Annotated in this window: 25 protein-coding genes; 13 read left to right on the plus strand and 12 right to left on the minus strand. The window is 61.4% G+C overall.

Annotated features, from left to right (window positions below; genetic code table 11):
• Positions 1-87: 87 nt before the first annotated feature.
• Both PCS43_RS23435 and PCS43_RS23440 read right to left on the minus strand, forming a co-directional pair.
• Positions 88-624 carry a hypothetical protein gene (locus PCS43_RS23435; protein ID WP_007729952.1) on the minus strand — a complete coding sequence of 179 codons (537 nt, stop codon included), beginning with the start codon at positions 622-624 and terminating at the stop codon, positions 88-90.
• Between the two features lie 150 nt (positions 625-774).
• Complete coding sequence (locus PCS43_RS23440; RefSeq protein WP_209910051.1) at positions 775-1,938, minus strand: LLM class flavin-dependent oxidoreductase; 1,164 nt, start codon at positions 1,936-1,938, stop codon at positions 775-777.
• 157 nt (positions 1,939-2,095) lie between these two features.
• Between PCS43_RS23440 and PCS43_RS23445 the strand changes: the two genes are divergently transcribed.
• The 3 genes from PCS43_RS23445 to PCS43_RS23455 all read left to right on the plus strand — a co-directional run bounded on the left by PCS43_RS23445 (position 2,096) and on the right by PCS43_RS23455 (position 5,886).
• Positions 2,096-3,427 carry an MFS transporter gene (locus PCS43_RS23445; protein ID WP_042447217.1) on the plus strand — a complete coding sequence of 444 codons (1,332 nt, stop codon included), beginning with the start codon at positions 2,096-2,098 and terminating at the stop codon, positions 3,425-3,427.
• 141 nt (positions 3,428-3,568) lie between these two features.
• Complete coding sequence (locus PCS43_RS23450) at positions 3,569-4,234, plus strand: TetR/AcrR family transcriptional regulator (protein WP_003939987.1); 666 nt, start codon at positions 3,569-3,571, stop codon at positions 4,232-4,234.
• Positions 4,231-5,886 (plus strand): FAD-binding dehydrogenase, encoded by a 1,656-nt coding sequence (locus PCS43_RS23455; RefSeq protein ID WP_003940084.1) that lies wholly within the window; start codon positions 4,231-4,233, stop codon positions 5,884-5,886. Before PCS43_RS23450 ends, PCS43_RS23455 begins: the two co-directional genes overlap by 4 nt.
• Before the next feature lie 8 nt (positions 5,887-5,894).
• Here the strand turns inward: PCS43_RS23455 and PCS43_RS23460 are convergent, their stop codons facing one another.
• Both PCS43_RS23460 and PCS43_RS23465 read right to left on the minus strand, forming a co-directional pair.
• On the minus strand, positions 5,895-6,032 hold the full coding sequence (locus PCS43_RS23460) for a hypothetical protein (protein ID WP_156511708.1): 138 nt from the start codon (positions 6,030-6,032) through the stop codon (positions 5,895-5,897).
• Between the two features lie 47 nt (positions 6,033-6,079).
• Positions 6,080-8,446, minus strand: a complete 2,367-nt coding sequence (locus PCS43_RS23465) for an arylsulfatase (protein WP_209910055.1) — start codon at positions 8,444-8,446, stop codon at positions 6,080-6,082.
• A gap of 117 nt (positions 8,447-8,563) precedes the next feature.
• On the opposite strand from PCS43_RS23465, the gene PCS43_RS23470 reads away from it, so the two are divergent.
• Positions 8,564-9,775: a DUF2254 family protein gene (locus tag PCS43_RS23470; RefSeq protein WP_209910058.1), complete on the plus strand. Its 1,212-nt coding sequence runs from the start codon at positions 8,564-8,566 to the stop codon at positions 9,773-9,775.
• Between the two features lie 94 nt (positions 9,776-9,869).
• Complete coding sequence (locus PCS43_RS23475) at positions 9,870-11,702, plus strand: APC family permease (protein ID WP_209911721.1); 1,833 nt, start codon at positions 9,870-9,872, stop codon at positions 11,700-11,702.
• Between the two features lie 8 nt (positions 11,703-11,710).
• Here PCS43_RS23475 and PCS43_RS23480 read toward each other — a convergent pair whose 3' ends face one another.
• On the minus strand, positions 11,711-11,860 hold the full coding sequence (locus PCS43_RS23480; protein WP_270923125.1) for a VIT1/CCC1 transporter family protein: 150 nt from the start codon (positions 11,858-11,860) through the stop codon (positions 11,711-11,713).
• A gap of 387 nt (positions 11,861-12,247) precedes the next feature.
• Between PCS43_RS23480 and PCS43_RS23485 the strand changes: the two genes are divergently transcribed.
• Positions 12,248-12,619: a hypothetical protein gene (locus tag PCS43_RS23485; protein ID WP_209910062.1), complete on the plus strand. Its 372-nt coding sequence runs from the start codon at positions 12,248-12,250 to the stop codon at positions 12,617-12,619.
• Between the two features lie 105 nt (positions 12,620-12,724).
• Here the strand turns inward: PCS43_RS23485 and PCS43_RS23490 are convergent, their stop codons facing one another.
• Positions 12,725-13,798 (minus strand): VIT1/CCC1 transporter family protein, encoded by a 1,074-nt coding sequence (locus PCS43_RS23490; RefSeq protein ID WP_007729922.1) that lies wholly within the window; start codon positions 13,796-13,798, stop codon positions 12,725-12,727.
• Between the two features lie 25 nt (positions 13,799-13,823).
• Positions 13,824-14,669 (minus strand): alpha/beta hydrolase, encoded by an 846-nt coding sequence (locus PCS43_RS23495; RefSeq protein WP_003939910.1) that lies wholly within the window; start codon positions 14,667-14,669, stop codon positions 13,824-13,826.
• Between the two features lie 190 nt (positions 14,670-14,859).
• Between PCS43_RS23495 and PCS43_RS23500 the strand changes: the two genes are divergently transcribed.
• Positions 14,860-15,501 carry a DUF4232 domain-containing protein gene (locus PCS43_RS23500; RefSeq protein ID WP_042447085.1) on the plus strand — a complete coding sequence of 214 codons (642 nt, stop codon included), beginning with the start codon at positions 14,860-14,862 and terminating at the stop codon, positions 15,499-15,501.
• A gap of 1 nt (position 15,502) precedes the next feature.
• On the opposite strand, the gene PCS43_RS23505 is transcribed toward PCS43_RS23500, so the two are convergent.
• The 3 genes from PCS43_RS23505 to PCS43_RS23515 are packed head-to-tail and all read right to left on the minus strand — an operon-like array spanning position 15,503 to position 17,852.
• Complete coding sequence (locus PCS43_RS23505) at positions 15,503-16,573, minus strand: ABC transporter permease (protein ID WP_228401389.1); 1,071 nt, start codon at positions 16,571-16,573, stop codon at positions 15,503-15,505.
• Positions 16,570-17,439 (minus strand): ABC transporter ATP-binding protein, encoded by an 870-nt coding sequence (locus PCS43_RS23510; RefSeq protein WP_209910065.1) that lies wholly within the window; start codon positions 17,437-17,439, stop codon positions 16,570-16,572. Before PCS43_RS23510 ends, PCS43_RS23505 begins: the two co-directional genes overlap by 4 nt.
• Positions 17,436-17,852, minus strand: a complete 417-nt coding sequence (locus PCS43_RS23515) for a GntR family transcriptional regulator (protein ID WP_007729675.1) — start codon at positions 17,850-17,852, stop codon at positions 17,436-17,438. Before PCS43_RS23515 ends, PCS43_RS23510 begins: the two co-directional genes overlap by 4 nt.
• Before the next feature lie 308 nt (positions 17,853-18,160).
• Here PCS43_RS23515 and PCS43_RS23520 point away from each other — a divergent pair, with 308 nt between their 5' ends.
• The 4 genes from PCS43_RS23520 to cobU are packed head-to-tail and all read left to right on the plus strand — an operon-like array spanning position 18,161 to position 22,269.
• Positions 18,161-19,120 carry an ABC transporter substrate-binding protein gene (locus tag PCS43_RS23520; RefSeq protein ID WP_209910068.1) on the plus strand — a complete coding sequence of 320 codons (960 nt, stop codon included), beginning with the start codon at positions 18,161-18,163 and terminating at the stop codon, positions 19,118-19,120.
• 7 nt (positions 19,121-19,127) lie between these two features.
• Positions 19,128-20,162: a FecCD family ABC transporter permease gene (locus tag PCS43_RS23525; RefSeq protein ID WP_141488301.1), complete on the plus strand. Its 1,035-nt coding sequence runs from the start codon at positions 19,128-19,130 to the stop codon at positions 20,160-20,162.
• Positions 20,159-20,947: an ABC transporter ATP-binding protein gene (locus PCS43_RS23530; protein WP_209910071.1), complete on the plus strand. Its 789-nt coding sequence runs from the start codon at positions 20,159-20,161 to the stop codon at positions 20,945-20,947. Before PCS43_RS23525 ends, PCS43_RS23530 begins: the two co-directional genes overlap by 4 nt.
• Positions 20,947-22,269 carry a bifunctional adenosylcobinamide kinase/adenosylcobinamide-phosphate guanylyltransferase gene (gene cobU / locus PCS43_RS23535; RefSeq protein ID WP_209910074.1) on the plus strand — a complete coding sequence of 441 codons (1,323 nt, stop codon included), beginning with the start codon at positions 20,947-20,949 and terminating at the stop codon, positions 22,267-22,269. Before PCS43_RS23530 ends, cobU begins: the two co-directional genes overlap by 1 nt.
• Positions 22,270-22,271: 2 nt before the next feature.
• On the opposite strand, the gene PCS43_RS23540 is transcribed toward cobU, so the two are convergent.
• Positions 22,272-23,057, minus strand: a complete 786-nt coding sequence (locus tag PCS43_RS23540; protein WP_081377522.1) for an IclR family transcriptional regulator — start codon at positions 23,055-23,057, stop codon at positions 22,272-22,274.
• On the minus strand, positions 23,054-24,592 hold the full coding sequence (locus tag PCS43_RS23545; RefSeq protein ID WP_064687793.1) for an APC family permease: 1,539 nt from the start codon (positions 24,590-24,592) through the stop codon (positions 23,054-23,056). Before PCS43_RS23545 ends, PCS43_RS23540 begins: the two co-directional genes overlap by 4 nt.
• Positions 24,593-24,940: 348 nt before the next feature.
• On the opposite strand from PCS43_RS23545, the gene PCS43_RS23550 reads away from it, so the two are divergent.
• Complete coding sequence (locus PCS43_RS23550) at positions 24,941-25,531, plus strand: MauE/DoxX family redox-associated membrane protein (RefSeq protein WP_073512581.1); 591 nt, start codon at positions 24,941-24,943, stop codon at positions 25,529-25,531.
• Positions 25,532-25,575: 44 nt separating this feature from the next.
• Positions 25,576-26,184 (plus strand): redoxin domain-containing protein, encoded by a 609-nt coding sequence (locus PCS43_RS23555; protein WP_019745575.1) that lies wholly within the window; start codon positions 25,576-25,578, stop codon positions 26,182-26,184.
• Positions 26,185-26,248: the final 64 nt, after the last annotated feature.

A 26,248-nucleotide genomic window follows, 5' to 3' on the forward strand; every position in this document is an offset into this window, starting at 1 on the left:
TTCCGAACCTCCAGGCAAGTCGGTCAGATCACCAGATGCCTGAAGAATAGACCGCTCAGTCGGAAAATTGGGGAGACAGACGGTGAGCTACCCGAAAAGTCCTTCGAGGCTGCCGCTGCCGAACAGGTCGCTCAGGCTTCCGGTATTGATGCCGCTGAACGGTCCACCGATGACAACGAGGCTCGGCACGCCAGGAACAGGCTTACCCAACGTCTCCAGATCGAGAAGATCGGAGCAGGCACCAAGCACGGCGTAGGTTCCGTCCGGAACATCGGTCACTGTGTTGGTGACCGTCTGCCCCTTACCGACGGCGAACAGTGAGGACGGGTCGGTGATCTTGGGGTACACCACAAGGTTCGGATCGAGCAGCTTGAGCGGATCATCAAGCACGGCAGCAGAATCCGCGGCGTTGACGACAAACGCCTGGCACAACGGGGCAATGCCCGTGTTGTTGTTCGTGATCGTCAGCGCCAGATCGTTTCCGGTCACCTTGTACGAGACGACCGGCGGGACCACCTCGGCCGACGCAGTTGCAGGATTGACCATCGCGACGCCTGCCGCGGTTGCAGCGGCGACTGCCACGGTTCCCACGACGCGACGTACTCCACTCGTGCCCAGCTTCATCGAGGATCCTTTCGTACTGCGCCTTGAGTTCGGCAACAGTGCGCAGCCTAGAACGGATCTACTGACCGAATTGCGTGAATAGTCCCGGAGGGAGGCCGTGCCCGAAAGATCGGGACAAACGTCGCCTTCTCGAAGAGCTCGCTGTTCGACTCAGTTCCCACTGGAGACGAAGGGCGTCCGCACCGGTCCGCCGACCGAACCGTGCGGTGCTACCAATCCACGCTTTTCGAGGATCGGACGCACACCCTCACCGAACTGATACGCCTCTTCGAGATGGGGATAGCCCGACAATACGAAGTGATCCAGGCCGATCGCCGCGTACTCGGCAATCCGATCAGCCACTTCTTGGTGCGAACCTACCAATGCGGTGCCTGCACCCCCTCGCACCAATCCGACGCCGGTCCACAGGTTCGGCGCAATCTCCAGCGACCTCGCTCCGACGCCCTCCTTGTAAGCCGAACCGCCGCCGTGCAATTCGAGCATTCGACGCTGACCTTCGGAGCCGGATCGCGCAAGACTCGCCTGAGCCTGCTCGACGGTCGCCGGATCGAGCGCACTGAGCAGCCGATCCGCTTCTGCCCATGCCTGTTCCGAGGTGTCCCGGCTGATGATATGCAGACGGATTCCGTAGTCGAGGTGACGACCTTGGACTTCCGCGAGGTCGCGAATCCAGGCGATCTTGGCGGCAACAGCGGACGGCGTCTCACCCCAGGTGAGATACGTATCCGCGTAACGCGATGCGACGGTTCCGGCCGCCGGCGACGATCCACCGAAGAAGATGGGCGGTACCGGATCCGGAATGCGCTGCAGCGTAGCCTTTTCCACGTTGACGTACTCGCCGGAGAAATCAACCGGACCGTTACCGGACCACAACTGGCGGATCACGTCGAGGAACTCGCCGCATCGTGCGTACCGTTGGTTCTTGTCGAGGAAGTCACCGAACGTGCGCTGCTCGTGGTCCTCCCCGCCGGTCACGACGTTGAGCAGCAGACGACCACCCGACTGCCATTGGAAGGTAGCGGCCATCTGAGCGGCCAGCGTCGGGCTGAGCAATCCCGGTCGCAGAGCAACCAGAAACTTGAGCGTCTCGGTGGTCTCGACCATCATCGCTGTCGTCAGCCATGCGTCTTCGCACCACGCGCCGGTGGGTGTGAGAACGGCCTCGAAGCCGTTCGTCTCGGCGGCCGCGCCGATCTGATTGAGGTATTTCAGCGTCGCCGGACGATCACCGGACATCGAGCTGCCGTGTCCACCCGCCATCAGATTCCGGGAATCACCGTAAGTAGGCAAGAACCAGTGGAAGCGCAGTGACACGGTGATTCCTTTCGTCGACGAACAGGCAGAACTCTTCTGTCATTACAACCACAGTCCACCTCGAAGAACAGGGTTGAAATCACCCTGATCGCTAGGGGTGCCCACTTTCGGCTCCGGCGATAGCTTCGTGAATTTGCACCGCGACCCGGGGGCTCCGATGACCACGTTTGCCGAAGTCGAGCACAATTCACCGTTCTCGAACGAGACCGACGACGAGCGGCGATCCAGACTGAGAACCGTCGTCGCCGCGAGCCTGCTCGGCACGACGGTCGAGTGGTACGACTTCTTCCTCTATGCGACGGCCGCGAGCCTCGTCTTCAACCAACTGTTCTTCCCCAACCAGAGTTCCTTTGTCGGGACCATGCTTTCTTTTGCGACCTTCGCAGTCGGCTTTCTCGTTCGCCCCATCGGTGGAGTGGCGTTCGGTCACATCGGCGATCGCATCGGGCGCAAGAAGACGCTTGCTCTCACGATGTTCATCATGGGTATCGCGACGGCGATGATGGGCGTTCTTCCGACCGCCGCTCAGATCGGAGTCGTTGCGCCGATTCTGCTTCTGCTGCTTCGTATCCTGCAGGGATTTGCTCTCGGTGGTGAGTGGGCCGGAGCTGTTCTCTTGGCGGTCGAACACAGTCCGGAGAAGAAGCGTGGACTGTTCGGCAGCATCCCGCAGATCGGATTGGCTCTCGGGTTGGCATTGGGCACAGGAATGTTCGCGCTGCTTCAAACAGTCTTCGACGACGACCAGTTTCTCCGTTTCGGCTGGCGCATCGCCTTCGTCCTGAGCCTGGTGCTCGTGATCGTGGGGTTGGTGGTCCGCTTGAAGGTGGACGAGACGCCCGCCTTTCAGGCCGTTCGCGACCTCGAACAGCGCTCGTCCGCCCCGCTCAGGGAAGTCTTTCAAGGAAAAGCCGCGCGAAACACCGTACTGGGCATGTTGTCTCGCTGGGGCGAGGGCGCCGCGTTCAACACCTGGGGCGTCTTTGCAATCACGTATGCAACCAAGACGCTGCATTTCGAAAAGGTTCCCGTACTTCTTGTGGTCACCGTGGCCGCAGTAGTGATGGCGATCTTGCTGCCGTTTTCCGGTTTACTCACCGATCGGTTCGGCCCGCAACGGGTCTACATCGTGGGCATCGCCGCGTACGGCCTCGCGATCTTCCCCGCCTTCGCACTGTTCGGTACCGAGAATCTCCTGCTCTTCGGAGTCGCGATGGTCGTGGTCTTCGGAGTGATTCATGCCTTGTTCTACGGTGCCCAGGGAACCCTGTATGCGAGCCTTTACCCTACAGAAATCCGGTACACCGGGTTGTCGGTCGTCTACCAGTTCTCGGGTATCTACGCCTCCGGCGTCACACCTCTGATTCTGACGGCACTGATCGGCGCCAGCGGCGGTTCACCGTGGCTGGCTTGTGGATATCTGGTGGCCACCTCGGCGATCAGCGTCGCCGCCACTGCGGCGATCAGGAAGCGTGATCTGCATCTGTAGCGATCACACCTGAATATTCACTTCTCTTGGACATTTACTAGATACGCATAGAAATACCTGCGAAGAAGAACAGATCGAGATACGCCTACGCATCGGATACATCGGTGTATCGTTTGGGGTCCCACCCTGACGGAGGCGCCGATGACGACTGGAACGGACAACTCGCCGGCCAAGCGTGTCACCAAACGCCGTGGTCAGACCCGGCAGCGCCTGCTCGACGCGGCTGCAGATGTCTTCTCCGAAGCCGGGTTCGGGCACGCCACGGTCGAGCAGATCTGCGAACGCGCCGGATACTCCCGAGGCGCGTTCTACTCCAACTTCGATTCACTCGACGAATTGTTCTTCGCGATGTGGGAGCAGCGATCCGCAGCAATGCTCGCCGATCTGCGGTTGGCGACGGAGTCGATCACCGCCGGTAACACCGTCGACATCCATGCCGCTGTCGCCCGGATCGTGGCGGTGGTTCCGGTCGACCCGCAGTGGTACCGGATCAACGCGGAATTCACAGCCCACGCGCTCCGCAACCCGGCACTTCGCAAAGCCCTTGCCGACCGTGAAGACGCGATCCTTCGCACCCTGTTGCCCATCGTGGAGTCCGCACTCAGCGACGTCGGGCGAACAATCGTCGGCGACCCGACGGCGTTGGGACGGGCATTGGTTGCAGTGCACGACGGCACCAGCGTGCAGTGCCTCGTCGATACCGACACCAACGCCGCCTTTGCACTGCGCCGCGATATCTTCACTCGAATTCTGCTGTCCTACAGCGAAATAATCCAGAACAACCAATCGGAAGAGGAGTTGTCGTGAGCGAACAAGCTGACGTCATCGTTGTCGGGGCAGGGCTGGCGGGACTGGTCGCCACCTACGAACTGACGCGCGCGGGCCGCAAAGTCCTTGTCGTGGAACAGGAGAACGCTGCCAACCTCGGCGCGCAGGCATTTTGGTCTCTCGGCGGACTCTTCCTCGTGAACAGCCCCGAACAACGCCGACTCGGCATCAAGGACTCCCTCGAGTTGGCGATGCAGGACTGGATGGGCACAGCGGGATTCGACCGCGACCGCGAAGATCACTGGCCGCGTCAGTGGGCCAAGGCGTACGTCGAGTTCGCGGCCGGCGACAAGCGTCAGTACCTGCACGATCTGGGGCTTCGCCTGATGCCGAATGTCGGCTGGGCCGAACGCGGCCGCGGAATGGCTCTCGGACACGGAAATTCGGTGCCGCGCTTCCACCTCACCTGGGGCACCGGACCTGGCGTCGTCGATGTCTTTCTGACCAAAGTGATCGCCGCTCAGAAGCGTGGACTGGTCACGTTCAAGCACCGCCACCAAGTCGATCAACTCGTCGTCACCGATGGTGCGGTCACTGGTGTACGCGGAACCGTCCTCGAACCTTCCAGTGATCTGCGCGGCGTGAAGAGCTCGCGCACCCCCATCGGCGAATTCGAGTTCGCCGCACAGGCCGTCGTGGTCACATCCGGTGGAATCGGCGGCAACTACGAACTGGTGAAGAAAAACTGGCCCGAGCGACTTGGCAAGGCACCCAAGCACATGCTGACGGGAGTACCGGCGCACGTCGACGGGCGCATGCTCGAAATCACCGAATCCGCGGGCGGAAACATCGTGAACCGCGACCGCATGTGGCACTACACCGAAGGCATCCAGAACTGGAATCCCATCTGGCCGAACCACGGAATCCGAATCATTCCCGGACCGTCCTCGATGTGGTTCGACGCCACCGGCAAGCGTCTGCCGGTCCCCAACTTCCCGGGCTTCGACACGATGGGAACTTTCAAGTACATCCTGGACAGCGGCCACGAGTACACGTGGTTCATCCTCGACCAGAAGATCATCGAGAAGGAGTTCGCACTCTCGGGATCGGAACAGAACCCGGACTTCACCAACCGCGACTTCAAGCTCCTCCTCGAACGAATCAAGAAGGGCGCGCCGGGACCGGTCGAGGCGTTCAAGCAGAAGGGCGCCGACTTCGTTGTGCGCAACAACCTTCGTGATCTGGTCGACGGCATGAACGCCCTCACCGACGAACCGCTCCTCGACTACGAGGACATCGAGCGCGAGATGATCGCCCGCGACCGCGAAGTCGACAACAAGTACAGCAAGGACTTCCAGGTCACCGCCATCCACGGTGCCCGTAATCTGTTGGCAGACAAGATCGTGCGCGTCGTTGCACCGCACAAGATCCTGGACCCCAAGAACGGCCCACTGATCGCGGTCCGGTTGCACCTGCTCACACGCAAGACTCTCGGCGGCTTGGAAACCAACCTGGATTCGCAGGTCATCAAGGCCGACGGCAGTGTCTTCGACGGCCTGTACGCAGCCGGTGAAGTCGCGGGCTTCGGCGGCGGCGGAGTCCACGGTTACAGCGCACTCGAGGGGACCTTCCTCGGCGGCTGCATCTTCTCGGGCCGCGCAGCCGGACGAGCATTGGCGCGCGACCTGTAGCCCCGAAATCAGGCGAGCGAATGCGTGACCAGAATGTGGTGGGCACGTATTCGCCGCGCCTCGTGCACGGATTGATGGTGGTGATGGTGCGTCGGCCCGCGCGCGTGGCGGACCAGATCGTGAACAGTTCGGATGACGGTCGGCATTGCGACCCTCCCTCAGGAGATTGTGACTGCTGCTCTTGCCTGTGGAATCACTGTCTGGACACCGCCACTCGCGCCACCTCCTCCGGATCGATGAGGTGGGTATGGTCGTCGTCACCGACATCGATCTGCACGACGTCGATACGTGCGTTGAATGTGGTTGCGCCACTGTAATCGACACTGACAGGCATGCCGTAGTCATCCCCGATGTCGGTGGTCTCGTCCGCGGAGAACACCATCGGTTGCGTCTGCTCGACGCGACCTGAGCCCACTTCGCGACCGTCGTGATAGATCGTGACCCCACCGCCTCTCGCGAGACCACCTCCGTCGTAAGTGAACTCAGCTCTGATCTGGTGTGATCCTGCCGGAATGTCAACGTCGGAAGCGATGACGAACTCAGTCATGCCCAATAGGTTGTAGACGAATTTGGCGCGGCCTTCCCGCGCGTAAAGTGCCCAGCCGCCAAATCTGCCTCCCTGCGCGATCATCACACCGTTGGCAGTAATGCCATCCGCGACGTCGACTGCTGCTGTGACACTGAACGATCGGTTCTTGATACTCAGCACGCTGTGCTCGCTCAGCCGTTTCATTCCGGGAAACAGAACCTGTCGGTTCCCGGACACCAACTGCGGACGCCCCGCGATGTGAGGGTTGAACCTCTCGAATCTTCGGTCGTCGATCGGAAGCACGTTGTACTTGACCGCTTCGATCAACCACAAGCGTTGCAGTGCAGCGAGTTTCTCCGGCATCTCAGCCGACAAGTCTTTGGACTGCGTCCAATCCTGAGACCCGTCGTAGAGCTCCCACACGTCGTCGTCGAGTGCGGGGAGTGCCTCCGCGAAAAGCCACGGAGTGCTGTGCCTGGTGACCGCACTCCAACCCTTGTAATAGATACCGCGATTGCCGGCCATCTCGAAGTACTGCAGATCGTGACGTTCGGCGACTTCGGCGTCGTCGAAGGTGTAGACCATGCTGGTCCCCTCGATGGGTGATTGCTGGACGCCGTTGACAAAGGTCGGTTCCGGTAGTTTCGCGACTTCGAGGATCGTCGGTGCAACGTCGATGACGTGGGTGAACTGCGACCGCGTCTCCCCCTTGGTCCGAATCCCTGCAGGCCAGTGCACGATCGTCCCGTTACGGGTGCCACCCCAGTGTGACGCAACCTGTTTCGTCCACTGATACGGCGTACACATTGCCCACGCCCACCCCACGGAATAGTGGTTGTATGCGTCCTTGGTACCGAACTTGTCTTTCACTTCCGCCATGAACTCGGGTGTTTCGATGGCGGCGAGTCCGTTGAAGTTGGCCATCTCGTTGAAAGCGCCGTTGATCGTCCCCTCTGCGGACGCTCCGTTGTCTCCGATGATGTAGTACACGAGGGTGTTGTCGAGAGCTCCGAGTTCTTCGATCGCATCGACAAGCCGGCCGACATGGAAATCGGTGTGTTCGAGAAATCCTGCATAGACTTCCATTTGGCGTTCGAGGACGGGCTTCATCTCCTCACTCATATCCTCCCACGCCGGAATGGCCTCGGGACGCGGGGTGAGGACCGCATCCGCGGGAACGACTCCCCGCTGCTTCTGCTGCCCGAGAATCGATTCGCGTTGGGCGTCCCAACCTCCTGCGAACCGGCCCTCGTACTTGTCGGCCCACTCCTTCGGAACATGGTGCGGTGCATGTGTGGCGCCGGGTGCAAAGTAGACGAAGAACGGCTTGTCCGGAGCCAAGGACTTCTGCATCCGAACCCAGTCGATCGCGTGATCGGCAAGGTCTTCGGTGAGGTGGTAACCCTCCTCCGGTGTCTTGTCCGGCTCGACAGGCGCGACGCCCTCGTACAGCGCCGGGTAATACTGGTTGTTCTCCCCGCCGATGAATCCGTAGAAATGCTCGAATCCGCCTTCTCCCGTCGGCCACGACGTGAACGGTCCCACCGGGGATGTTTGCCACGGCGGAACCTCGTGACACTTGCCGAACTGCGCCGTCGAGTATCCGTTGAGTTTCAACGTCATCGGCAGTGCGGCTTTGGTATTCGGCCGCAGGCCGGAAAGACCAGGAGCCGAGGTAGCGGTTTCGGTGATCGATCCCATGCCGACCGAATGATGGTTGCGCCCGCTCAGAAGAGCGGCGCGGGTCGGAGCACACAGTGCCGTCGTGTGAAACCGCGTGTACGTGAGCCCATTACTTTGCAATCGCTCAGCAGTCGGTGTGTCCGCTGGTCCTCCGAAGGCACTGCTCGCGCCATATCCCACGTCGTCCAACAGGACCACCAGAACATTGGGTGCGCCGGCCGGCGGTAGTAGCGGAGTGATCGGCGGAAACTCGGTGTCCGGATCCTTCGCGTCGTACGTCACCAGACCAAGATGTTGTCGATCCGGAATCGGTAGTACGGCGCGGCTCTGGTCTGTCGGATCCGTCATGACGTCTCGCCTTCTGTCTCTCACATGGCTCTTTCAAGCGTTTCAGGATCACGACGACGTCGACATCATCCGTTTCGGGTGAAGGCGCACCATTGCCGCAGCGTGGAGGCTTGAAGTGTGGATCAGCCCGGACGTTTCGCTCCCACCCCGATCGGGCATGCCTTCCTCGTCCCCCGGCGCCGTGTACGTGCCGGCCTGACCCAGATCCTGTGCGTCGTCGTGGGGCTGGCTGCCGGACTGGGGATGCCGTATATCCGGAGCGGCCCGATGATTCCCGCCCGTCAGGTCAGCGAGATGCTCGTTGCCCTCGGACTGGGGTTACTGGGTGTAGTGGCAGTGATCTTCTCGCTGCTGTTCCTCGTCGTCCAGTGGGCCGCGACCACCTTCACTCCTCGCTTGTTGTTGTTCCGCGACGACCCCATCGTGTGGCGGACATTTGCCTTCGCGATAGGCCAGTCGGTTTTCGACATCACGGCGGCGCTCGCCATCAGCAACGAAACGGATGTGTCCGTGGTTGTGCCAAGTCTCGCAGTGCTGGCGCTCTTGGCCACGCTGACGCTGATCAGGCTGCTCCAGCTGCGCGCATTCTCGGCCATCCAGTTGGCTCCGGTACTGACCACGATCTCGAGTCGTGGCCGAGCAGTCTTCGCCGCCGTGTACCCCACCACTGATCTGGAGTTGCCTCCTCTACCAACACTTCCGGTGATCACGACAATCGAGTGGCATCGACCGCCGGCCGTTCTGCAGCAGATCCTCGTCGAAGATCTGCTGCAGAACGCTCGGAACTGCCGATCCATGGTGGTCCTCCGAGTGTCGCCGGGTAGCACGCTGCGAGACGGATTGCCGCTCGCCGACGTCTACGGCGGACCCATGCCCGCCAACACGATCCTTGACGCCTTGGTCAGTGGGAGTGAGCGGACCTTCACCCAGGACCCCCTACTCGCGATTCGGTTGTTGGCTGACATCGCGCTCAGAGCGCTCTCACCCGCTATCAACGATCCTGCGACGGCCGTGCAGGCTCTGGACGAGATCGAGGACCTCCTCTCTCTGGTGACCTCCGTACGCGCAGATTCGATCCGGGCCGTCGACGAGCGTGGTGATCTGCGTGTGGTGATTCCACTGCCCGACTTCACGAGCTTCGTCAGAACCGGACTGGACGACGTCATAGCCTCGGCATCGAACTCGCCACTCGTTCTGGGCCGACTTCGCGACCTACTTTCGCACGTCGCCGCCCAATCGGAGTCTCGGAACCGCGATATTCTCGCCACGCGCGCTCGCTGGATTGATCAGCTGTCACAAGGCTTCCCGCGACTCGAACCCCCGTTGTGAACCCGTACAGATTTGCGGGCCATCGCGTCAAAGCACCGTCAAGATCGGTCTCAGCTCAACGGGGAGTATCGATACTGACTCGGTGAGACATGCAGTGATACTCGGACACCGTGGAGTCATATCGTCGACGACCCGCCCGGCCCGTGGGCCAGAGAATCAGAAGCTCTCCGTCGCAACCGGACTGGCAGGGCTTTCGCTCGACGCGATGGCCTCGGTGTCGTACGGGCCAGAAGCCATCGTGTTGGTGTTGGCCCTCGCCGGCGGCGCAGGGATCGGGTTCACCGTGCCGGTGACAATCGCCATCGCAGTGCTGCTTGTGGTCCTGGTGGCGTCGTACCGCCAAGTGATCGCCGCATTTCCCGAAGGCGGTGGCGCCTACGCCGTCGCAAAGAAGCATCTGAGCCCGCGGGCAAGTTTGACCGCCGCCGCGTCGTTGATCGTCGACTACACCCTCAACGTCGCGGTATCGATCGCAGCCGGTGTCGCGGCTCTGACCTCCGCCTTCCCCGCACTTCTCCCCCACACGGTCTGGATCGCACTGGCGATACTCAGCGGCATCACGGCACTGAATCTGCGGGGTATCGCAGATTCCGCGCGGGTATTCATGTTGCCCACCGTGATCTTTGTCGTAAGCATCTTCACGGTGATCGGTGCCGGACTGCTTCGGGAAAACCCTGCCGCCGCAACGGCTCCCTTTATCGTCGACAATGCACACACGATCGGCATTCTCCTTCTGCTCAAGGCATTTTCGAGTGGTTGCGCCGCATTGACCGGTGTCGAAGCCATCGCCAATGCCGTACCCAGTTTCAAGAAGCCTCGCGTGCGTAGCGCTCAGCGCGCCGAAGTAGCTCTGGGAATCCTTTTGGGCACCATGTTGATCGGCCTTGCCGTGTTGATCGAGAAGTTCTCACTGGCCCCAGTCCCTGGAACAACGGTCCTGTCGCAACTCACTTCCGCTGCCCTCGGAAATGGTGTGGGCTACTACGTCGTCCAATTCTCCACTGTGATTCTGTTGGCGTTGGCCGCGAATACCTCGTACGGCGGACTCCCCAATCTGATGCGAATCCTCGCCGACGACAACGTGCTCCCACACCGCTTCAGCCGAAAGTCGACGCGCGACGTCTTCACGTACGGCGTCTTGTCGCTCGGTTGCGTCGGTGCTCTCCTGCTCATCGGATCCGGCGGAAACATGAACACCTTGGTGCCGCTGTTCGCCATCGGTGTGTTCATCGGATTCACGCTCGCGCAGTTCGGCATGGTGCGCCACTGGCTCGCCGAACGGACACCGGGCTGGAAGTGGCGATTGGCGCTCAACGGTTTCGGGGCTGCGTTGACTTCGATCGCAGCAGTGGTGACTACCGCCATGAAGTTCACCGAGGGCGCCTGGCTGATCGCTCTCGCGCTCCCTGCGCTCGTCCTCGGCATGGAACGCATCCGCGGTGCGTACACACATATCGGTACGCGGTTAACCGTTCAGGGTGAGAACGATTCTCTGTCCATCGGATACAAACCAGCGGTCCTAGTACCGGTGTCCGAAATTACGTCGCTCTCCACCCGCGCGATGGCCGCGGCAACGGCGATGTCGTCACAGCCCATCGCAATTCGAGTCTGCCTGGCCCACGAATCGACGACGGACTTCACACGCCGATGGCAAGCCCGACATCCGAATTCGCGTTTGATCGTCATCGAGGACACCGAGAATTCCGTGGGGAACACCCTCGCCCGATACATCCGCACACACTTCCCCCACCGAGAGACCTTTGTTGTCGTCGCCACCATCGACCCGGCGACCAGATGGCACCGGTTCCTCCCGAGCCAACGGACCGATGAGATCGCTCATGCACTGCGCAAACACACCGAGGCCGTGGTGTGCCAGATTCCGGTTCGGATCGATCCGGCTCACCGCGATCCCGCCCTACGCGCGTAAGCCGACGCTCAGAGCGAAGTCCCGAACAACATGCCGAGCAGATACGTCGCGCCGGCAGCGCCGTAGCCGATCGCAAGTTGGCGTAGAGCCCTCTTGAACGGAGGCCCGCCCGAGAGCAACCCGACCACAACGCCCGTCGTCAGCAACGCGATCCCCACGCTGCACCCATCCGGTTCCGACCCCTTACTGGTCGTCGACAAACATCCGCGGCTCCTAAGGTGCTGTTCGCGATGGTCGAAACAGCCATCCACAAATTTGATCCGCAATGCCACGTGGATTTCGCGCATCGGGTAGGCAATACCTTGCGCAGATCAGGCACATTCCAGCACGGCACTAGGACAAATCGCTCTGACTAACGTGTGTTTCTTTGTCCGCCGTTCGGAGGACAGACAGGAAGCATTTAAGTGCATTAATATTCTTAGGATTTCACTGGGTTTGCCCCTATACGACAACCTTGCCGGTAGCGCTTCGCTACTTGAGTTTGTTTGTGAGCGGCCAATTCTTGATAGTCGAAATAGATTATTGAAGACCTACGAGGAGTACAGATGAGCAACGATACGGCCGGAATCCTCTTCGTCGCGGGAATGATCTGGCTAATTTTCGGAATTATTGCCGGAGTGATCGCAGCAAAAAAGAATCGAAGCCAACTCGGGTTTTTCTTGTTGGGATTTTGCTTCGGTCCGTTGGGAATACTTGCAGCAGCCCTAGTGAGCCCCGGCCTCCCGCCTGCTCCACTTGGAACGAATGTCGCGATATGTGTGCAGTGCAATGCGCAACAGAACGTACCGTCCACCGAACTGACGTATCAATGCTGGCAATGCAAGTTAGTAGGTCCAGTTCACGGGCGTTCAGGACAGAACACCACCGAAAAGCAAAACTGGAAGGACTGGTTGAAGGAAGGCCGAACTGAGTACTGATATCGATAAACTTCGAGAGGACCGACCGCGGGATATGACAATTTACTCCGTGACTGTGCTCACGGGAAGGGGATTCCGTCGCGCCCTACGCGCGTAAGCAGACGCTCAGAGCGAAGTCCCGAACAACATGCCGAGCAGATACGTCGCGCCGGCAGCGCCGTAGCCGATCGCAAGTTGGCGTAGAGCCCTCTTGAACGGAGGCCCGCCCGAGAGCAACCCGACCACAACGCCCGTCGTCAGCAACGCGATCCCCACGAGAACAGATGCGACGATCAGAGCCGTCATGCCTTCCAGGCCGAACAGATACGGCAGCACCGGAATGATTGCGCCCGAGGCGAAGAAGCAGAAACTTGCCGCCGCTGCGCCCAACCCGGTTCCGACGGCTTCATGGTCGTCGACAACGTCCGCGGCGCCGAAGGTGCTGTTCGCGAGGACCTCGGCGGCGCGCTGGTCCGCTTCCTCGGCGGACATACCGCGGGCCCGGTAGACCAGGGCCAATTCGTTCGCGTCGACGTCGAGCAGGCCGACAGCTTCGCTGGCCGCGGGACCAGGATTGGACGCTTCCAACAACTCTCGCTGAGAGCGGACTGAAACGTACTCGCCGGCACCCATCGACAGGGCGCCGGCCAGAAGCCCGGCCATGCCGGTGATCAGAACGATCTGGTTGGAGACGCCGCTACCGCTGATGCCGAGTACAAGAGCGAGATTGCTGACGAGGCCGTCGTTGGCTCCGAAGACGGCGGCACGAAACGTCCCCGAAAGTCTGTTCCGACCCCGAGTGGCCAAGGCCCGCACCACTTCTTCGTGGATCTTCTCGTCCGCGCCCATCGATGCAGTCGCGTCGGCGTCGTTGGGATACGGGGATCGCGTCTCCGCGCGCTGCGCAAGAGCGAGCACGAAGACGGAGCCGAAGCGCCTGGCCAGAAAGCCCAGTATCCGAGTGCGGATATCGCCGCGAAGTGGTTTGCCGACGTGATCGCCGAGTAGCGCTCGCCAGTGCGCCTCGTGTCGCCCCTCCGCGTCGGCCAGTGCGAGAAGGATTTCGCGCTCCTCGCCGCTGCGCCTACTCGCGAGGTCTCGGTAGACGGCGGCCTCGGCTTGTTCGTCGGCGAGGTATCGTCTCCAGCGCTTGACATCTCGCGGGTCTGGATCGGGTCGTGCGGCCGGAACTGTGGACATCGTGTTCCCCTTTCCGGTGAGGCGGTCACGCTTCGAGTACGCGGTCCATCCACGTCGTCAGATCGTTGATGACGTCGTCGCGGTTGGTCTCGTTGAAGATCTCGTGTCTGGCACCCGGATAGGTGTAGTAGGTGACGTCTTCGATCCCCGCCGAGTTGTACCGTTCGACTGCGACGTCGGTACGGCTCAGTGCGGCGTTGAGAGGATCCGAGGTGCCGACGAAGACCAGGATCGGAAGGTCTTGTCGCACGCCCTCGACGTCGACGAACCTCGGTCCCGCTGCGATAAGTCCACCCATGCCGGCGTCGTCCAGGCTGAAACCGCACAGCGGATCGTTGATGTACAAATCCACCTGCGCTTCGTCACGGCTGAGCCAGTCGTGCGGAGTACGGGCCGGTTCGAATTCCGCATTGAACTGGGCGAGGACGTCCGGGCCGTCGTTGACGAGGCTCTCGATCAGTTGATCGACCGCGGTGGTCCCCGACAGTGCGACGGCGTCGATCAGGTGCGAATGATCGAGGATGTACTGCTGCGAAGCGAACGAACCGAGGCTGTGGCTGAGCAGTACGACGGGCAGGCCGGGGTGTTTGTCGCGGATGATGCCCGTGAGGGTCACCATGTCTGCAACCAAGCGGTTCCAGCCGTCGTCGCCGATGTTGCCTGGGCCGGCGTGCATGCTCTCACCGTGGCCGCGGTGGTCCGCCGCGTAGACGTGGAAACCGCGAGCATTCAGGGCTTCGGCAACGTGTGCGTAGCGTTTTGCGTGCTCACCCATACCGTGCGCGAGTTGAACAACCCCTCGAGGTTCCTGCTCGGTGGGCCATTCGTGGACATGAATGACCACTCCGTCGTCGCTGGTGAAGGTGAACATGCGCTACTCCCGGTGGTCGCGATCCGGACAGGTCATTTCTCATGCTAGATCCGCAACGGCAATCCATCCGGGAAGTAGGTCCTGATCACCGGCGAGCCTGATTCGTTTCTGCACATCCGGCTTCAAACTCGGATATACCGGACACGGATGTTCGGAAACAGTTGTCGACCAGCCTGAGGAGTACAGAGCGATGAATTCGAACCGCATGCGCAACGTCGGCTTGTTGGCGGCTCCACTTGCTGCTCTCGCCCTTCTCAGCGGTTGCGGCTCGGATGAAACGGGAACGGCCGAGAGTTCACCGGCACCCGCCTCAACGACGACCGCCTCTGCGCCGACGACCCAGACCGGCACCGCTTCACCTTCGACGACCCATACCGATCACACCCAAACCACAACCTCGACGGCACCCAATCCCGAAGGCTGCGCGATCGGGGAACTGAACGTCACCCTCGGCGAGTCGAGTGGCGCCGCCGGTTCTGTGGAGCTTCCGGTGGTCTTCACCAACACGGGCGGCCGCACGTGCACGCTCGACGGTTTCCCCGGCGTCTCGTATGTCACGGGAGCGTCCGGAAGCGAAGTGGGTGCTGCAGCCGGCCGCTCCGGATCCGGTTCACTCGTCTCCCTTGCCCCTGGCTCTGCCGCAACGTCTTTGGTGCGAGCTACGAACGTCGAGAACTACCCGGCAGATCAGTGCGGCGTGACCGACGTTGCGGGACTGAGGGTTTACCCACCCAACAGCTACGACTCGGTCTTCCTCGCCTACCCCACCAAGGGTTGCTCGATGACCGGCGCGAACATCAACCAGCTGACGGTCGCGCCGGTCGCCCGCTGAGTCACGGCTTGAGGCGTCGTAGACCCCAGAGCGCCGGCAGGAGGAACAGGCCTGAAAGGATCAGGACGAGTGCAGCTTCCGTGAACTGGAAACGCCAGAACCGATCATCCGAGTGGTAGCGAACTTCGTAGTGGTCGACGCCGTGTTCCCGCAAACAGATCTCCATCTCTCTGTTCTGCTGCGCTGAGAGCACATCCATGCGGAGGTTGTACTCGGCGCCGGTCTCCTCCGGGCGCTGGTCGTACGGGTCCTCATCGCCTGATCCACCCCACGTGCACTCGTCGTATTTGACGTCGACCCAGTTACCTCGGAGGTCGACATATCCCTGCGCGAGTTCCCAATTGACCGCGGGGATACTGGTATCGCTCGAATAGTAGGAACTGAATCCGGCGACGGGTGACGTTCGGACACTCGGCTCGGCGTAATCGGGTCGTGCAACCAACTGAAATGCTGCCAGGATCGCAACAACACCGACCATCGTGATCGCCATTGCGCCGATCGAACTACGCACCAGCAAAGCCAGTGCTGCTCCGAGCATGAGTGCCATGAATGTGTATGCACCCAAGACCAGTCCGCTGGATTGAAAGAGCGGATACGACAGGTTCGATATCTCGACGAAAGTCGAACGCCCGGCAACAAATGCATACCGGGAGTTGTCCGGGAGAGATCGAGCCCATTGCAGTGCAAATCCGAGCAATGACGAAGCCACAGAAATCGGCAGGAAGACGATTAACACCCGGGTCCAGAACCAACGAGTCCGACTGACCGATTGAGTAAGCCCCAATACGTGTGTTCCTTGTTCGACATCCCGCGAAAACACGGTGACACCGATCAACACGCCGAGGAACACCGGCAGAGCAGTAGCAACCACTGTCGTCAGTGTGAGAGCAGTCTCTGCCGTGCAGATAGCGGTGATGTCATCGAAGCAACTGAGAGGCGATCCGAAGAGTTGGGCTTGTCCGCCGCTCTTGATGATCGCACCACTCGACAAGACAATGACTGCTAATGCCGCGAGGAATCCCAACGACACAACGAGCGATGTCCGGTGGTGCCGCCACGTAACCCAGATCATGCCGCCACCATCGTTTCTGCGCTCAGGTGCCCGAGCACCACGTCGTCGAGAGTTGCGTCGTCGATCACCCAGCCGGCCCGAGGGCTCGGACGAATTCCCTCCACCACATGAGAATTCGACCGCATCCCCTTGTCGGTATGAATGACCGCACCGGCGCCGACCACGTCCGAGGGGTCGCCGTCCCCGATCAATACGTAATGGGCAGAGATCAATTCATCCAACGGACCGGACAATCTCGCGTTTCCGCCGCCCAGCAGAAGAAGTCGATCCGAGACGTCTGCCAATTCGGAAACGATGTGTGACGACAACAGAACTGTGGTGCCGTACTCGGCAACGTCTTCGAGCAGAGTGGTCGCCACAGACCGCCGCGCCACGGGATCGAGATCTGCCAGAGGCTCGTCGAGTAGAAGCAACTGCGGCCTGCGTCCGAGCGCCAAAGCCAGTGCAACCCTAGTTCGTTGACCTGGTGACAGAGTCTTCGCCTTTGCATCGAGAGAAATCCCAGCGCGCTCCACCAGATCCAGAGCGTACTTCGCATCCCACTCGTCGTTGGTGTATGCGCCGAATCGAAGAAGTTCTGCAACAGTGAATTTGGGGTACAGGGGCTTGTGCTGAGCGAGGTACGACAGGCCTGGGCAGATGCCGTCCTGATCCGGCGTGCTGCCCAGGACGGAGATCGAACCATGGTCAGGCATCGTCAACCCGACCGCCAAGGACATCAGTGTGGACTTGCCCGCTCCGTTCACCCCGACCAGGGCAGTGATGCTTCCTGTCGCGACCTCGAATGTGCAGGCGTCGAGCACCTTCTTCTTGCCGAAGCGCTTGTCCACGTCCTGCATCGTCAGTGCCAATTCTTGCGCAGTCATGATGTCTCCCCCTGCTTTCCGGACGGATCCGATTCGATGAACGTCTTCTCGAGCTCCAAACTCACCAACGCTTCGATGTCCGTGCGCTCGAGTCCGGCGGCCACGGCATCTGCCACCCAGCGGGCCAACTCGCGCCGTAGCGCAGAGCTTTCCGCCATACCGGGCTTGGCCAGGGACTTGACGACGAACGTGCCCAATCCGGGCCGCGGAGCAACAAGTCCGTCGCGCTCGAGTTCCTTGTAGGCCTTCAGGACTGTGTTCGGGTTGATCGCGAGCGCCCCCACGACGTCCTTGGCTGTGGGCAGCCGATCCCCGACTTGGAGATCACCGAGCCTGAGCGCCTGCTTCACCTGAAGGACCAATTGCACGTAAGTGGGAATGCCGGATCGGCGGTCGATACGGAAGTCGATCATCCGAACCCTTTCACTAGTTCATTAGTGGAATAGATATTTACCCTGCCTTGACCTCCCGGGTCAAGCCAGACGACCCCTGTAAAGTGCAGATGCCCCGGTTCACCGGGGTGCCACGCTGCTCGTGTGAAGTTCGGTGAAACCCCGGCACTGTCGACGCAACTGTGAATTCGCCCGTCACTACTCGAGGCGAACGAGTCAGGTCACCGGCCTCGTGGCGACACGATGGTTCTCGGACGAAGGACCGCTCGTGGCGCTTCGCCTCGCGGCCGCGCTGCTCGCGACCCTTCACCACTAGCGGAGGGGTGGCTGTGAGTACTCGGCCGACACGTAGATTCAGATCTGTACTTGCAGCACTGACGGTGAGCACCGCACTGCTTGCCGGTGCGTGCAGTAGCTCGACGTCCGATGCACCCGCAACCACAGCGGCCTCGGACGGCTCGTTCCCGGTGACTGTTGTTTCCGGTCCCACGGATTCCGGCACGGACATCACCATCGAGTCACGTCCGCAGTCGATCGTGTCACTCAGTCCCAGCGCCACCGAGACCCTGTGGGCCGTCGGCGCGGGCGATCAGGTGAAGGCCGTCGACAATCAGTCCGACTACCCGGCCGGTATCCCGGTCACCGATCTCTCGGGCTTTCAACCGAACGTCGAAGCCATCCTCGGCTACGCACCGGATCTGGTGATCGCATCGGATGACATGAACGATCTTGTCTCCGGGCTGCAAAAGGCGAAGGTGCCGACCCTCCTACTACCCGCAGCCACAAGCATCGACGACGTCTACGCCCAGATCGAGCGCGTCGCGAAGGCCACCGGCCACGAGGACAAGGGCACCGAAGTTGTCGACACCATGCGCTCGGACATCGACGCCGCTGTCGCCAGTGTTCCTGCGCGCCAACAGCCGCTGACGTACTTCCACGAACTCGACTCCTCGCTCTACACCGTCACGAGTTCGAGCTTCGTCGGGCAGATCTACTCGCTGTTCGGAATGAAGAGCATCGCCGACGCCGCGGGGCAGGGTGACTATCCGCAGTTGTCCGCCGAATTCGTGGTACAGGCCAATCCCGATCTCATCTTTCTCGCAGACTCCCAATGCTGTGGAGTGACAGCAGAATCCGTCACCGCTCGGCCCGGGTGGAGCGGCATGAAAGCGGTTACCGGCAACCAGATCCATGTGCTCGACGAAGACCTCTCCAGCCGCTGGGGACCTCGTGTCGCCGATCAGGTGAAGGCCGTCGCGGCCATCGTTGCCCAAGTTCCCGCGGCCTGAGCACTCGATGATCAAAGCCGGTATCTCCCATCATCGGACGGCCGTTCTGCTCGGCGCCGCGCTGATTCTGTGCGCTGCCTTGCTGATCGGTGTCCTGGTGGGGCCGGCCGGTTTGACGCCTGATCGGACCATTCTCGAACTTCTGGACGGAATACCCGGCATCAACCTCGATTCCGGTCTCACCGCGACACAGCAGGCGATTCTCTGGCAGATCCGGCTTCCGCGAGTAGTCCTGGGCGCGTTGGTCGGAGCAATGTTGGCCGTTGCCGGTGCCGCCTACCAGGGCGTGTTCCGAAATCCCTTGGCAGATCCGTATCTCCTCGGAGTTTCCAGCGGAGCCGGACTGGGCGCAACCCTCGCCATCGTTTCGGGTGGAGCGCTGGGCATGTTCGGAATTCCCATGGCCGCCTTCGTCGGTGGTGTGCTGGCAGTGTTCGCAACTTATTCGCTCGGCCGAAGCATTGGCGGGCCGCAGAACGCGGTAGTCATCATCCTCGCCGGTGTCGCAGTCGCAGCGTTCACGAATGCAGCGCAGACTTTTGTCCAGCAACGGTTCGACGATTCACTCCGCGAGGTCTATTCCTGGCTGCTCGGCGGATTGTCCACCGACGGTTGGTCGGAAGTTCTGGTTGTCCTGCCGTACGTTGCGCTGGCCTCAGCCGTCATCCTGGTACACCGGCGTGTACTCGACGTGATGGCGGTAGGTGACGTCGAAGCCGCCAGCCTCGGCGTCGACCCGGCCAGATCACGCCTGGTGCTGGTGCTCGCCGCAACTCTGGGAACGGCGGCGGTCGTGAGTGCAAGTGGACTCATCGGCTTTGTCGGAATCGTTGTTCCCCATGCGGTTCGACTGGTCGTCGGCCCGTCTCATCGGCTGCTTCTCCCCCTGTCACTCATGCTCGGAGCGGCGTTTCTCGTCCTCACCGACGTTGCCGCCCGCACGGTCATGGCACCGGCCGAACTCCCCATCGGAGTTGTGACCGCGATGATCGGCGCTCCGTTCTTTCTTCTGGTTCTGCGCCGCAGTCGAGTTTCCGCATGACCGACACCGCAGTGCGATGCCGCGACCTCCGAATCAACCTCGGCGGCAAAGACGTCGTCGACGGCATCGATCTCGATGTGACACCCGGCGATTGGGTTGCCGTGGTCGGGCCGAACGGCGCCGGCAAGACGACCTTGATGCATGCCCTCGCTGGATTGATTCCGTCCACCGGTGAACTCACCGTCGGGGGACTCAACCCACGCAGTTCGAGCCGCAAGGCCATGTCAGCCGTCGTCGCGCTGATGCCTCAGCGCCCGGTGGTACCCGAGGGCGCGACGGTTGCCGAACTGGTTGCGCTCGGCCGTACACCGTATCTACGACGCTTCGGAACCGAAACCGCCAAAGATCGTTCGGTGATCTCTTCGGTGATCGAGAGGCTCGACCTCACCGAGTTCGCAGATCGACGAGCCACCGAACTTTCCGGTGGCGAATTGCAGCGCGTGGTCCTGGCTCGGGCATTGGCTCAAGAACCGCAGGTACTGCTCCTGGACGAACCCACCAGCGCGCTCGACATCGGTCACCAACAGCAGGTTCTCGACTTGGTGGAGGAACTGCGTGAAGCCGACAAAATCACGGTCATCGCCGCGATGCACGATCTCACTCTCGCGGGTCAATACGGTCGACGAATTGTGCTGCTGGACAAGGGCAGCGTGGTTGCCGACGGTACACCCTCAGCGGTGCTGGAGGCAGACCTCCTCGGCCGCGTGTACGGCGCTCGCGTCGAAATCCTGGAACGGCCCAGCGGTCCCATCGTTGTTCCGATTCGGCAGGAAGGCACCCGCTGATGGAACTGGTGATGCTCGGCACCGGCGCTGCCGACGGTTGGCCGAACCCGTTCTGCACTTGCCCTTCCTGCCTGGCGGCATTGTCGAATGAAACCATTCGCGGACACACCGCTGCCTTGCTGGACAACCGCATCCTGTTGGACTGTGGACCCGAAGTACCGCGCGCCGCGTCGCGATTCGGTCGCACGCTGGCACACGTCGAACACATCCTGCTGACGCATTCTCATCCTGATCACCTCGGCCCGATGGCATTGCTATTCCGGTCCTGGGCGTCTCGCACCGAACCACTACAGGTTCTCGGACCACCCGACGCGCTCGATCTCTGCCGAGACTGGGTAGGCCCGGATGACCCGGTGACCTTCACACCGCTCGAGACCGGCCAGTCGATCATGTTGGGCACCTATCGTGTTCGCGCACTCGAAGCCGCGCACGAAGTACCCACCCTTCTCTACGACATGACCGACGCATCCGGAACCCGAATCTTCTGGGCCACCGACACCGGGCCTTTGCCCGAATCAACTGTCGACGCCCTTGCCGACGCGCGTATCGACGCCGTCTTTCTCGAAGAGACCTTCGGCTACAAGACCGACCACGGCACCGGGCACCACGATCTGTCGAGTTTCGCGGAGACGGTGTTGCGGCTCCGCAACTGCGACGCGATCACCGATCGAACCGATGTGGTCGCCGTACACCTCGGGCACCACAACCCCGTCGAAAACGAACTCTCGGAAGCACTTCGTGTGTCAGGGGCGCGAGCGGTTCCGGATGGAGCTGTGCTCGAGATCGGGGTAGGACAGAGCCATCGAACTCTGGTCACCGGTGGCGCCCGCTCGGGCAAGTCCACTTACGCGGAGGGCCTGCTTGCCGGCTACCGGCACGTCACGTACATCGCCACCGGGGATCCGCAGGACGACGATCCCGACTGGATCGAACGAATTGCGTCGCATCGCGCGCGGAGGCCGTCGACGTGGACGACGGTAGAGACCTCCGAAGTGACCGAGATTCTCGCAACCGCAACAACACCGATCCTGCTCGATTGCCTCGGCACGTGGTTGACCGCATGTCTGGATCGACATCAGGCGTGGGCGACAGAAGATCTCAGCGCCGTCCACGCAGATATCGACCGGTTGGCCGACGCCTGGACCGCCTGTCCGGTACCGATTGTCGCCGTCACCAACGAAGTCGGAAGCGGCGTCGTCCCGGACACGAAGTCCGGGAGACTGTTCCGCGATCTACTCGGTCTGGTGAACAGCCGCATCGCCGCTGCATCCGAGTCGGTGGTTCTGATGACCGCCGGACTCCCCCAGCACCTGCGCGGGTGACGTCAGAGCAATCCGGTGAGCTGGCGCGCACAATCGAATAGAAAGCCGACCAACTCTCGATCGCCTTCAGTCACTCGTCCGCTCGCGCCCTGGACGCACAACCCGCCGGCCACCTGGTCCGCGTGATCCCGAACCGGTACTGCGACCGCGGATCGACCCAGGCGACATTCCTGGTTCTCGAACGCAAATCCCTGCCGGCGAACAGACCTCAGCTGTTCAGACAAAATATCGAAGTCACCGATCGTGAACTCCGTGACCCGGCGTAGGTCCAAGCCCGGCAGCAACCGCTCGTCGTGCGCCAACAACACCTTCCCCAGCGCATTCGCGTGAAGGTTCTTCGGCAGTGCCGCTATTCCGATGATCTCGTGATCCGGATCCTTGTCGACGAACCTCAAGCGCCCACCGGCGAATGACGCGACGTGCAATCCGAACCTCGTGTGTGTCCGCATGTCCTCGACGCGCTCATGCAGCGTCGGCGCCGGACCACTCGACGACGCCGCATGCGAGAGCTCGGCAGTCCGACGCCCCAACGCGAACCCTGACAGGTCCGGCACCCGCACGAGAAAGCCCTCCGCCACCAGCAGATTCAGCATCCGGTACGCCGTGGCCGATGGAACGCCTGCAAAAGTGGCGATCTCCTTCGCGGTTGTTCCCGGTCCCAGATGAGCCACCGCCTCGAGCATCCCCAGCGCCTTCTGAACCGCACGCGGTTGTTGTCCACTGAAGTGGGTCTCTTCGCCGATCCGTTTGTCTGATCGTGGACCAGCGGTTGCACGGTCCGCGGTCACCGCCCATGCTCCGGCGAGTCACCCTCGGCGGTCCCACGATCCGGAACGAGTCGCCTTCGCCCGTCACCGTCGATCAGCAGAGTGCCCGCACCGGGCAACAGGTCCGCCGTCTCGACGCTGTCGAAAGCGCCGACCATCAGAAGGCTTTCCGGTCTGGCTCTACGGAGCAATGAACTCCACACTGTCCCCGACACAGCAACAGCAAGAGCAGCGATCGGCAGTGCCCACATCCCGTGAACCGCACCGTCGAGAACGATGTAGACCAATAGACCAGCACCGGCGACGCTCACGGACACAGTGCATATCCGGGTCAGCGAAGTATGTTCCCCGATTCGGCGCAAGAACTTCCACGAAGCAAAGGCCACCAGCGTGTAAGCGCAGACCAACGCGGTCTCCACCACCCCGTCGAAGGATCCCGAATCGTCGCGAACCGTATCCGAATAGATGAATACGCCCGCCGCACTTACCGCGACGAACGCAAGTACCGCAACGTACGGGGTACGAAATCGTCTGTGCACGCGAGCGAGCGGCGCAGGCAGTACCCGTTCGATCCCCATCGAGTACAACAACCGCGAACCCGCCTGCGCACAACCGAGAGTGGATGCGAACCAGGAACACGTCATTCCGATCTTGACTGCCAGAACCACTTCCGCGCTGGCTCCGGATGCCGTTCCTTCGAAGTACGCTCCGACGATCGTTGCGCCGTGACCGGTCATCGCCGCCCAGGCCGCAAAAACGAAGAGGACCCCGCAGATGATCGGCGAAATGAGAACCGTGCGTGTGACGCTGATGAGTGGTCGTTTCGCTTCCGGGCCGAAGAAGGCCGAGCTTTCGAAGCCCGCCATGCTGAGCACCGTCAGCATCGCGAGAAACGGAACTGCACTCAGCGACGGATTCGGCAGGGCAACAGCAGTTGTCGTGTCACTGTGCGTCGCCAGCATGACCACGACGATGAGAATCAACGAGCACGCTTCGACGACCAGGATCGCTCGGGTGGCGAACCGGACGCCTCGCACTGCAATCCACGCGACGGCCACGGCAATCGCCACCGTCGTGATCACCGTCGCGGCAGTTCCTCGCACGTCGGGGCCGACAATGGCGATGGTATCGAGCAGACTCGGAACCGCCTGCGAGAAAACCGAAACCGAGATTCCGAGATACCCGAGTACCAGTGCGGCGCCCGCCGTCAGTGTCGCCCGGATACCGGAGCCTTGGAAGACGAAGCTGTACAACGATCCTGCCGCGGCCAGCCTCCGCGTGAACTGAGTGATGCAGAACGCAACGAGAAACACCGCCGAAGTTGTCGCAGCAATCGCAGCCAACCCGACGTAGCCGGGACTGTAGGTGATCATCCACAGGGCGATGAACACCATTCCCGTTGCCGGAGCGATCGTGGAGAGTGATTGCCCCAACAGGTCGATCGGGGTCAAACGTCCTCGTCCGAGACCACGGAGCGGGGAGAACACGGGCTCACTGTGTTGATCCGCATTCTGCGCTCGCGTGATCGCCGCACGCAGTGCCGCACTCACGGCCATGTGTCACCGTCCGTCGCGTCCAGGCCCGAACCTACGAGCGAATTGTCAGAATTCGGTCAAGTTAGTCCGCTTATGTTTCCGCGCAGTTTCCACGATGGCGCGCACAGAACTTTCAAGTGAGAATCCGACTCTGTTTCCCACCCAGCGTCATGCCGGATCAAGGGCGGCCGACGGTATCCGGCCCCTCCGGCAGCACCTTGAACTGCGAGTTCTCCGATTCTCACACGACAACTGCTCTCTCAGTTGCACCTCGTCCAGGCGTAGCGCGGTCGACGCGGGTTCGCAGCATCGCCCGTACAGGATGTGTCCCACACACCACCGGCACTACCCGAGAGGAACGGAGGAAGCATGGACTTGGTCAGCGCCACCACTTCGGCGATCATCGGATTTGTTCTCCTGCTCGCCGGCATTCCCAAGCTGAACGACCACGACGGGGTGCTTCGTTCGGTGCGCGGATACAAAGTGTTGCCGGTGCGACTCGAAGTACCGCTCGCTCGCATCCTTCCCGTCGCGGAAACCGTCGTAGGCATCCTTCTGGTTCTCGGCGTGGCCCATCGCCTCGCCGCCTTGGTTGCTGCCGTCATGTTCGCGTCGTTCTTCACGGGCCTCACGATCAACCTCCTGCGTGGGCGACGCGATCTGGACTGCGGATGTTTTGCATTCGGAGTCGGCGAGATTCCGCGTATCGGATGGTTCCACGCCGTTCGCGCCGGAACACTCGCGGTGATCGCTGTGGCACTGTCGGTCACCGCCGGACAGGCTGAGATCGGCGTCCAGGTCGTGACGACGACCTTCGGATTCCTCCTCGTTCTGGCGGGAGTTGCGCTCGCACAGATTCGTTCGGTGGTCCACCTCGGACGACGCCCGGTCGACGACTACCTGTCGAGCGCCTCCATCCGCCTCCGAACCGCCGAAACCGCGTCCCGGTACGGCTCGTGAACTTACATCCCCACCACTGAAAACTCGAAGGCAGGACTACCACGATGACCACTTTCCTCCTTGTCGCGACAGTGATCCTGGTGATCGCCGTAGCCGTACTGTTCTTGATGGTTCTTGCTCTGGCTCGTGAAATCGGCCGCGTACAAGTACGTCTCGGACCTCTCGGTGCCCGGATGATGGATACCGGGCCCAAGGTCGAACAGGCCGGCCCGTCGTTTGCCGGTCTCATCGATCAGGAAGGACGGACCGTCGGAGTCGGTGGTCACCGCGACAAACCTCAACTCCTGCTGTTCACAGCACCGAGTTGCTCGACGTGCAAGAGCCTTCTTCCCGGCGTAAGGGCAATGGCCCGAGCCGAATCGGATCTCGACGTGATCATCATCTCCGACGGAACACCCGAAGAGCATCGCGAGTTCCTGGCCGGCAGCGGGATCGGTTCCGAGCTCAGTTACATCGACGCTCGAGACGTCGGTATCGCATACCAGGTGGGCACCACTCCGTACGGCGTGATTCTCGACGAGCACGGCAAGATCCGAGGAAAGGGCCTGTGCAATCACATGGCTCAGGTGGAAAGCCTGCTCAATGCGCTCGAATCCGGCACCCCCTCACTCCAGCACCTTCATGCCCAGGCGAAATCCGGCAGCGCGGCCTGATCTTCCTGCACAGTTCGATCCTCTTCACGAATCAGGAGAAAATCGTTGGACGACAATGAATTCC

It is taken from the genome of Rhodococcus sp. C-2, from assembly GCF_027854095.1.
GTDB classification, from domain to species: domain Bacteria; phylum Actinomycetota; class Actinomycetes; order Mycobacteriales; family Mycobacteriaceae; genus Rhodococcus_F; species Rhodococcus_F qingshengii.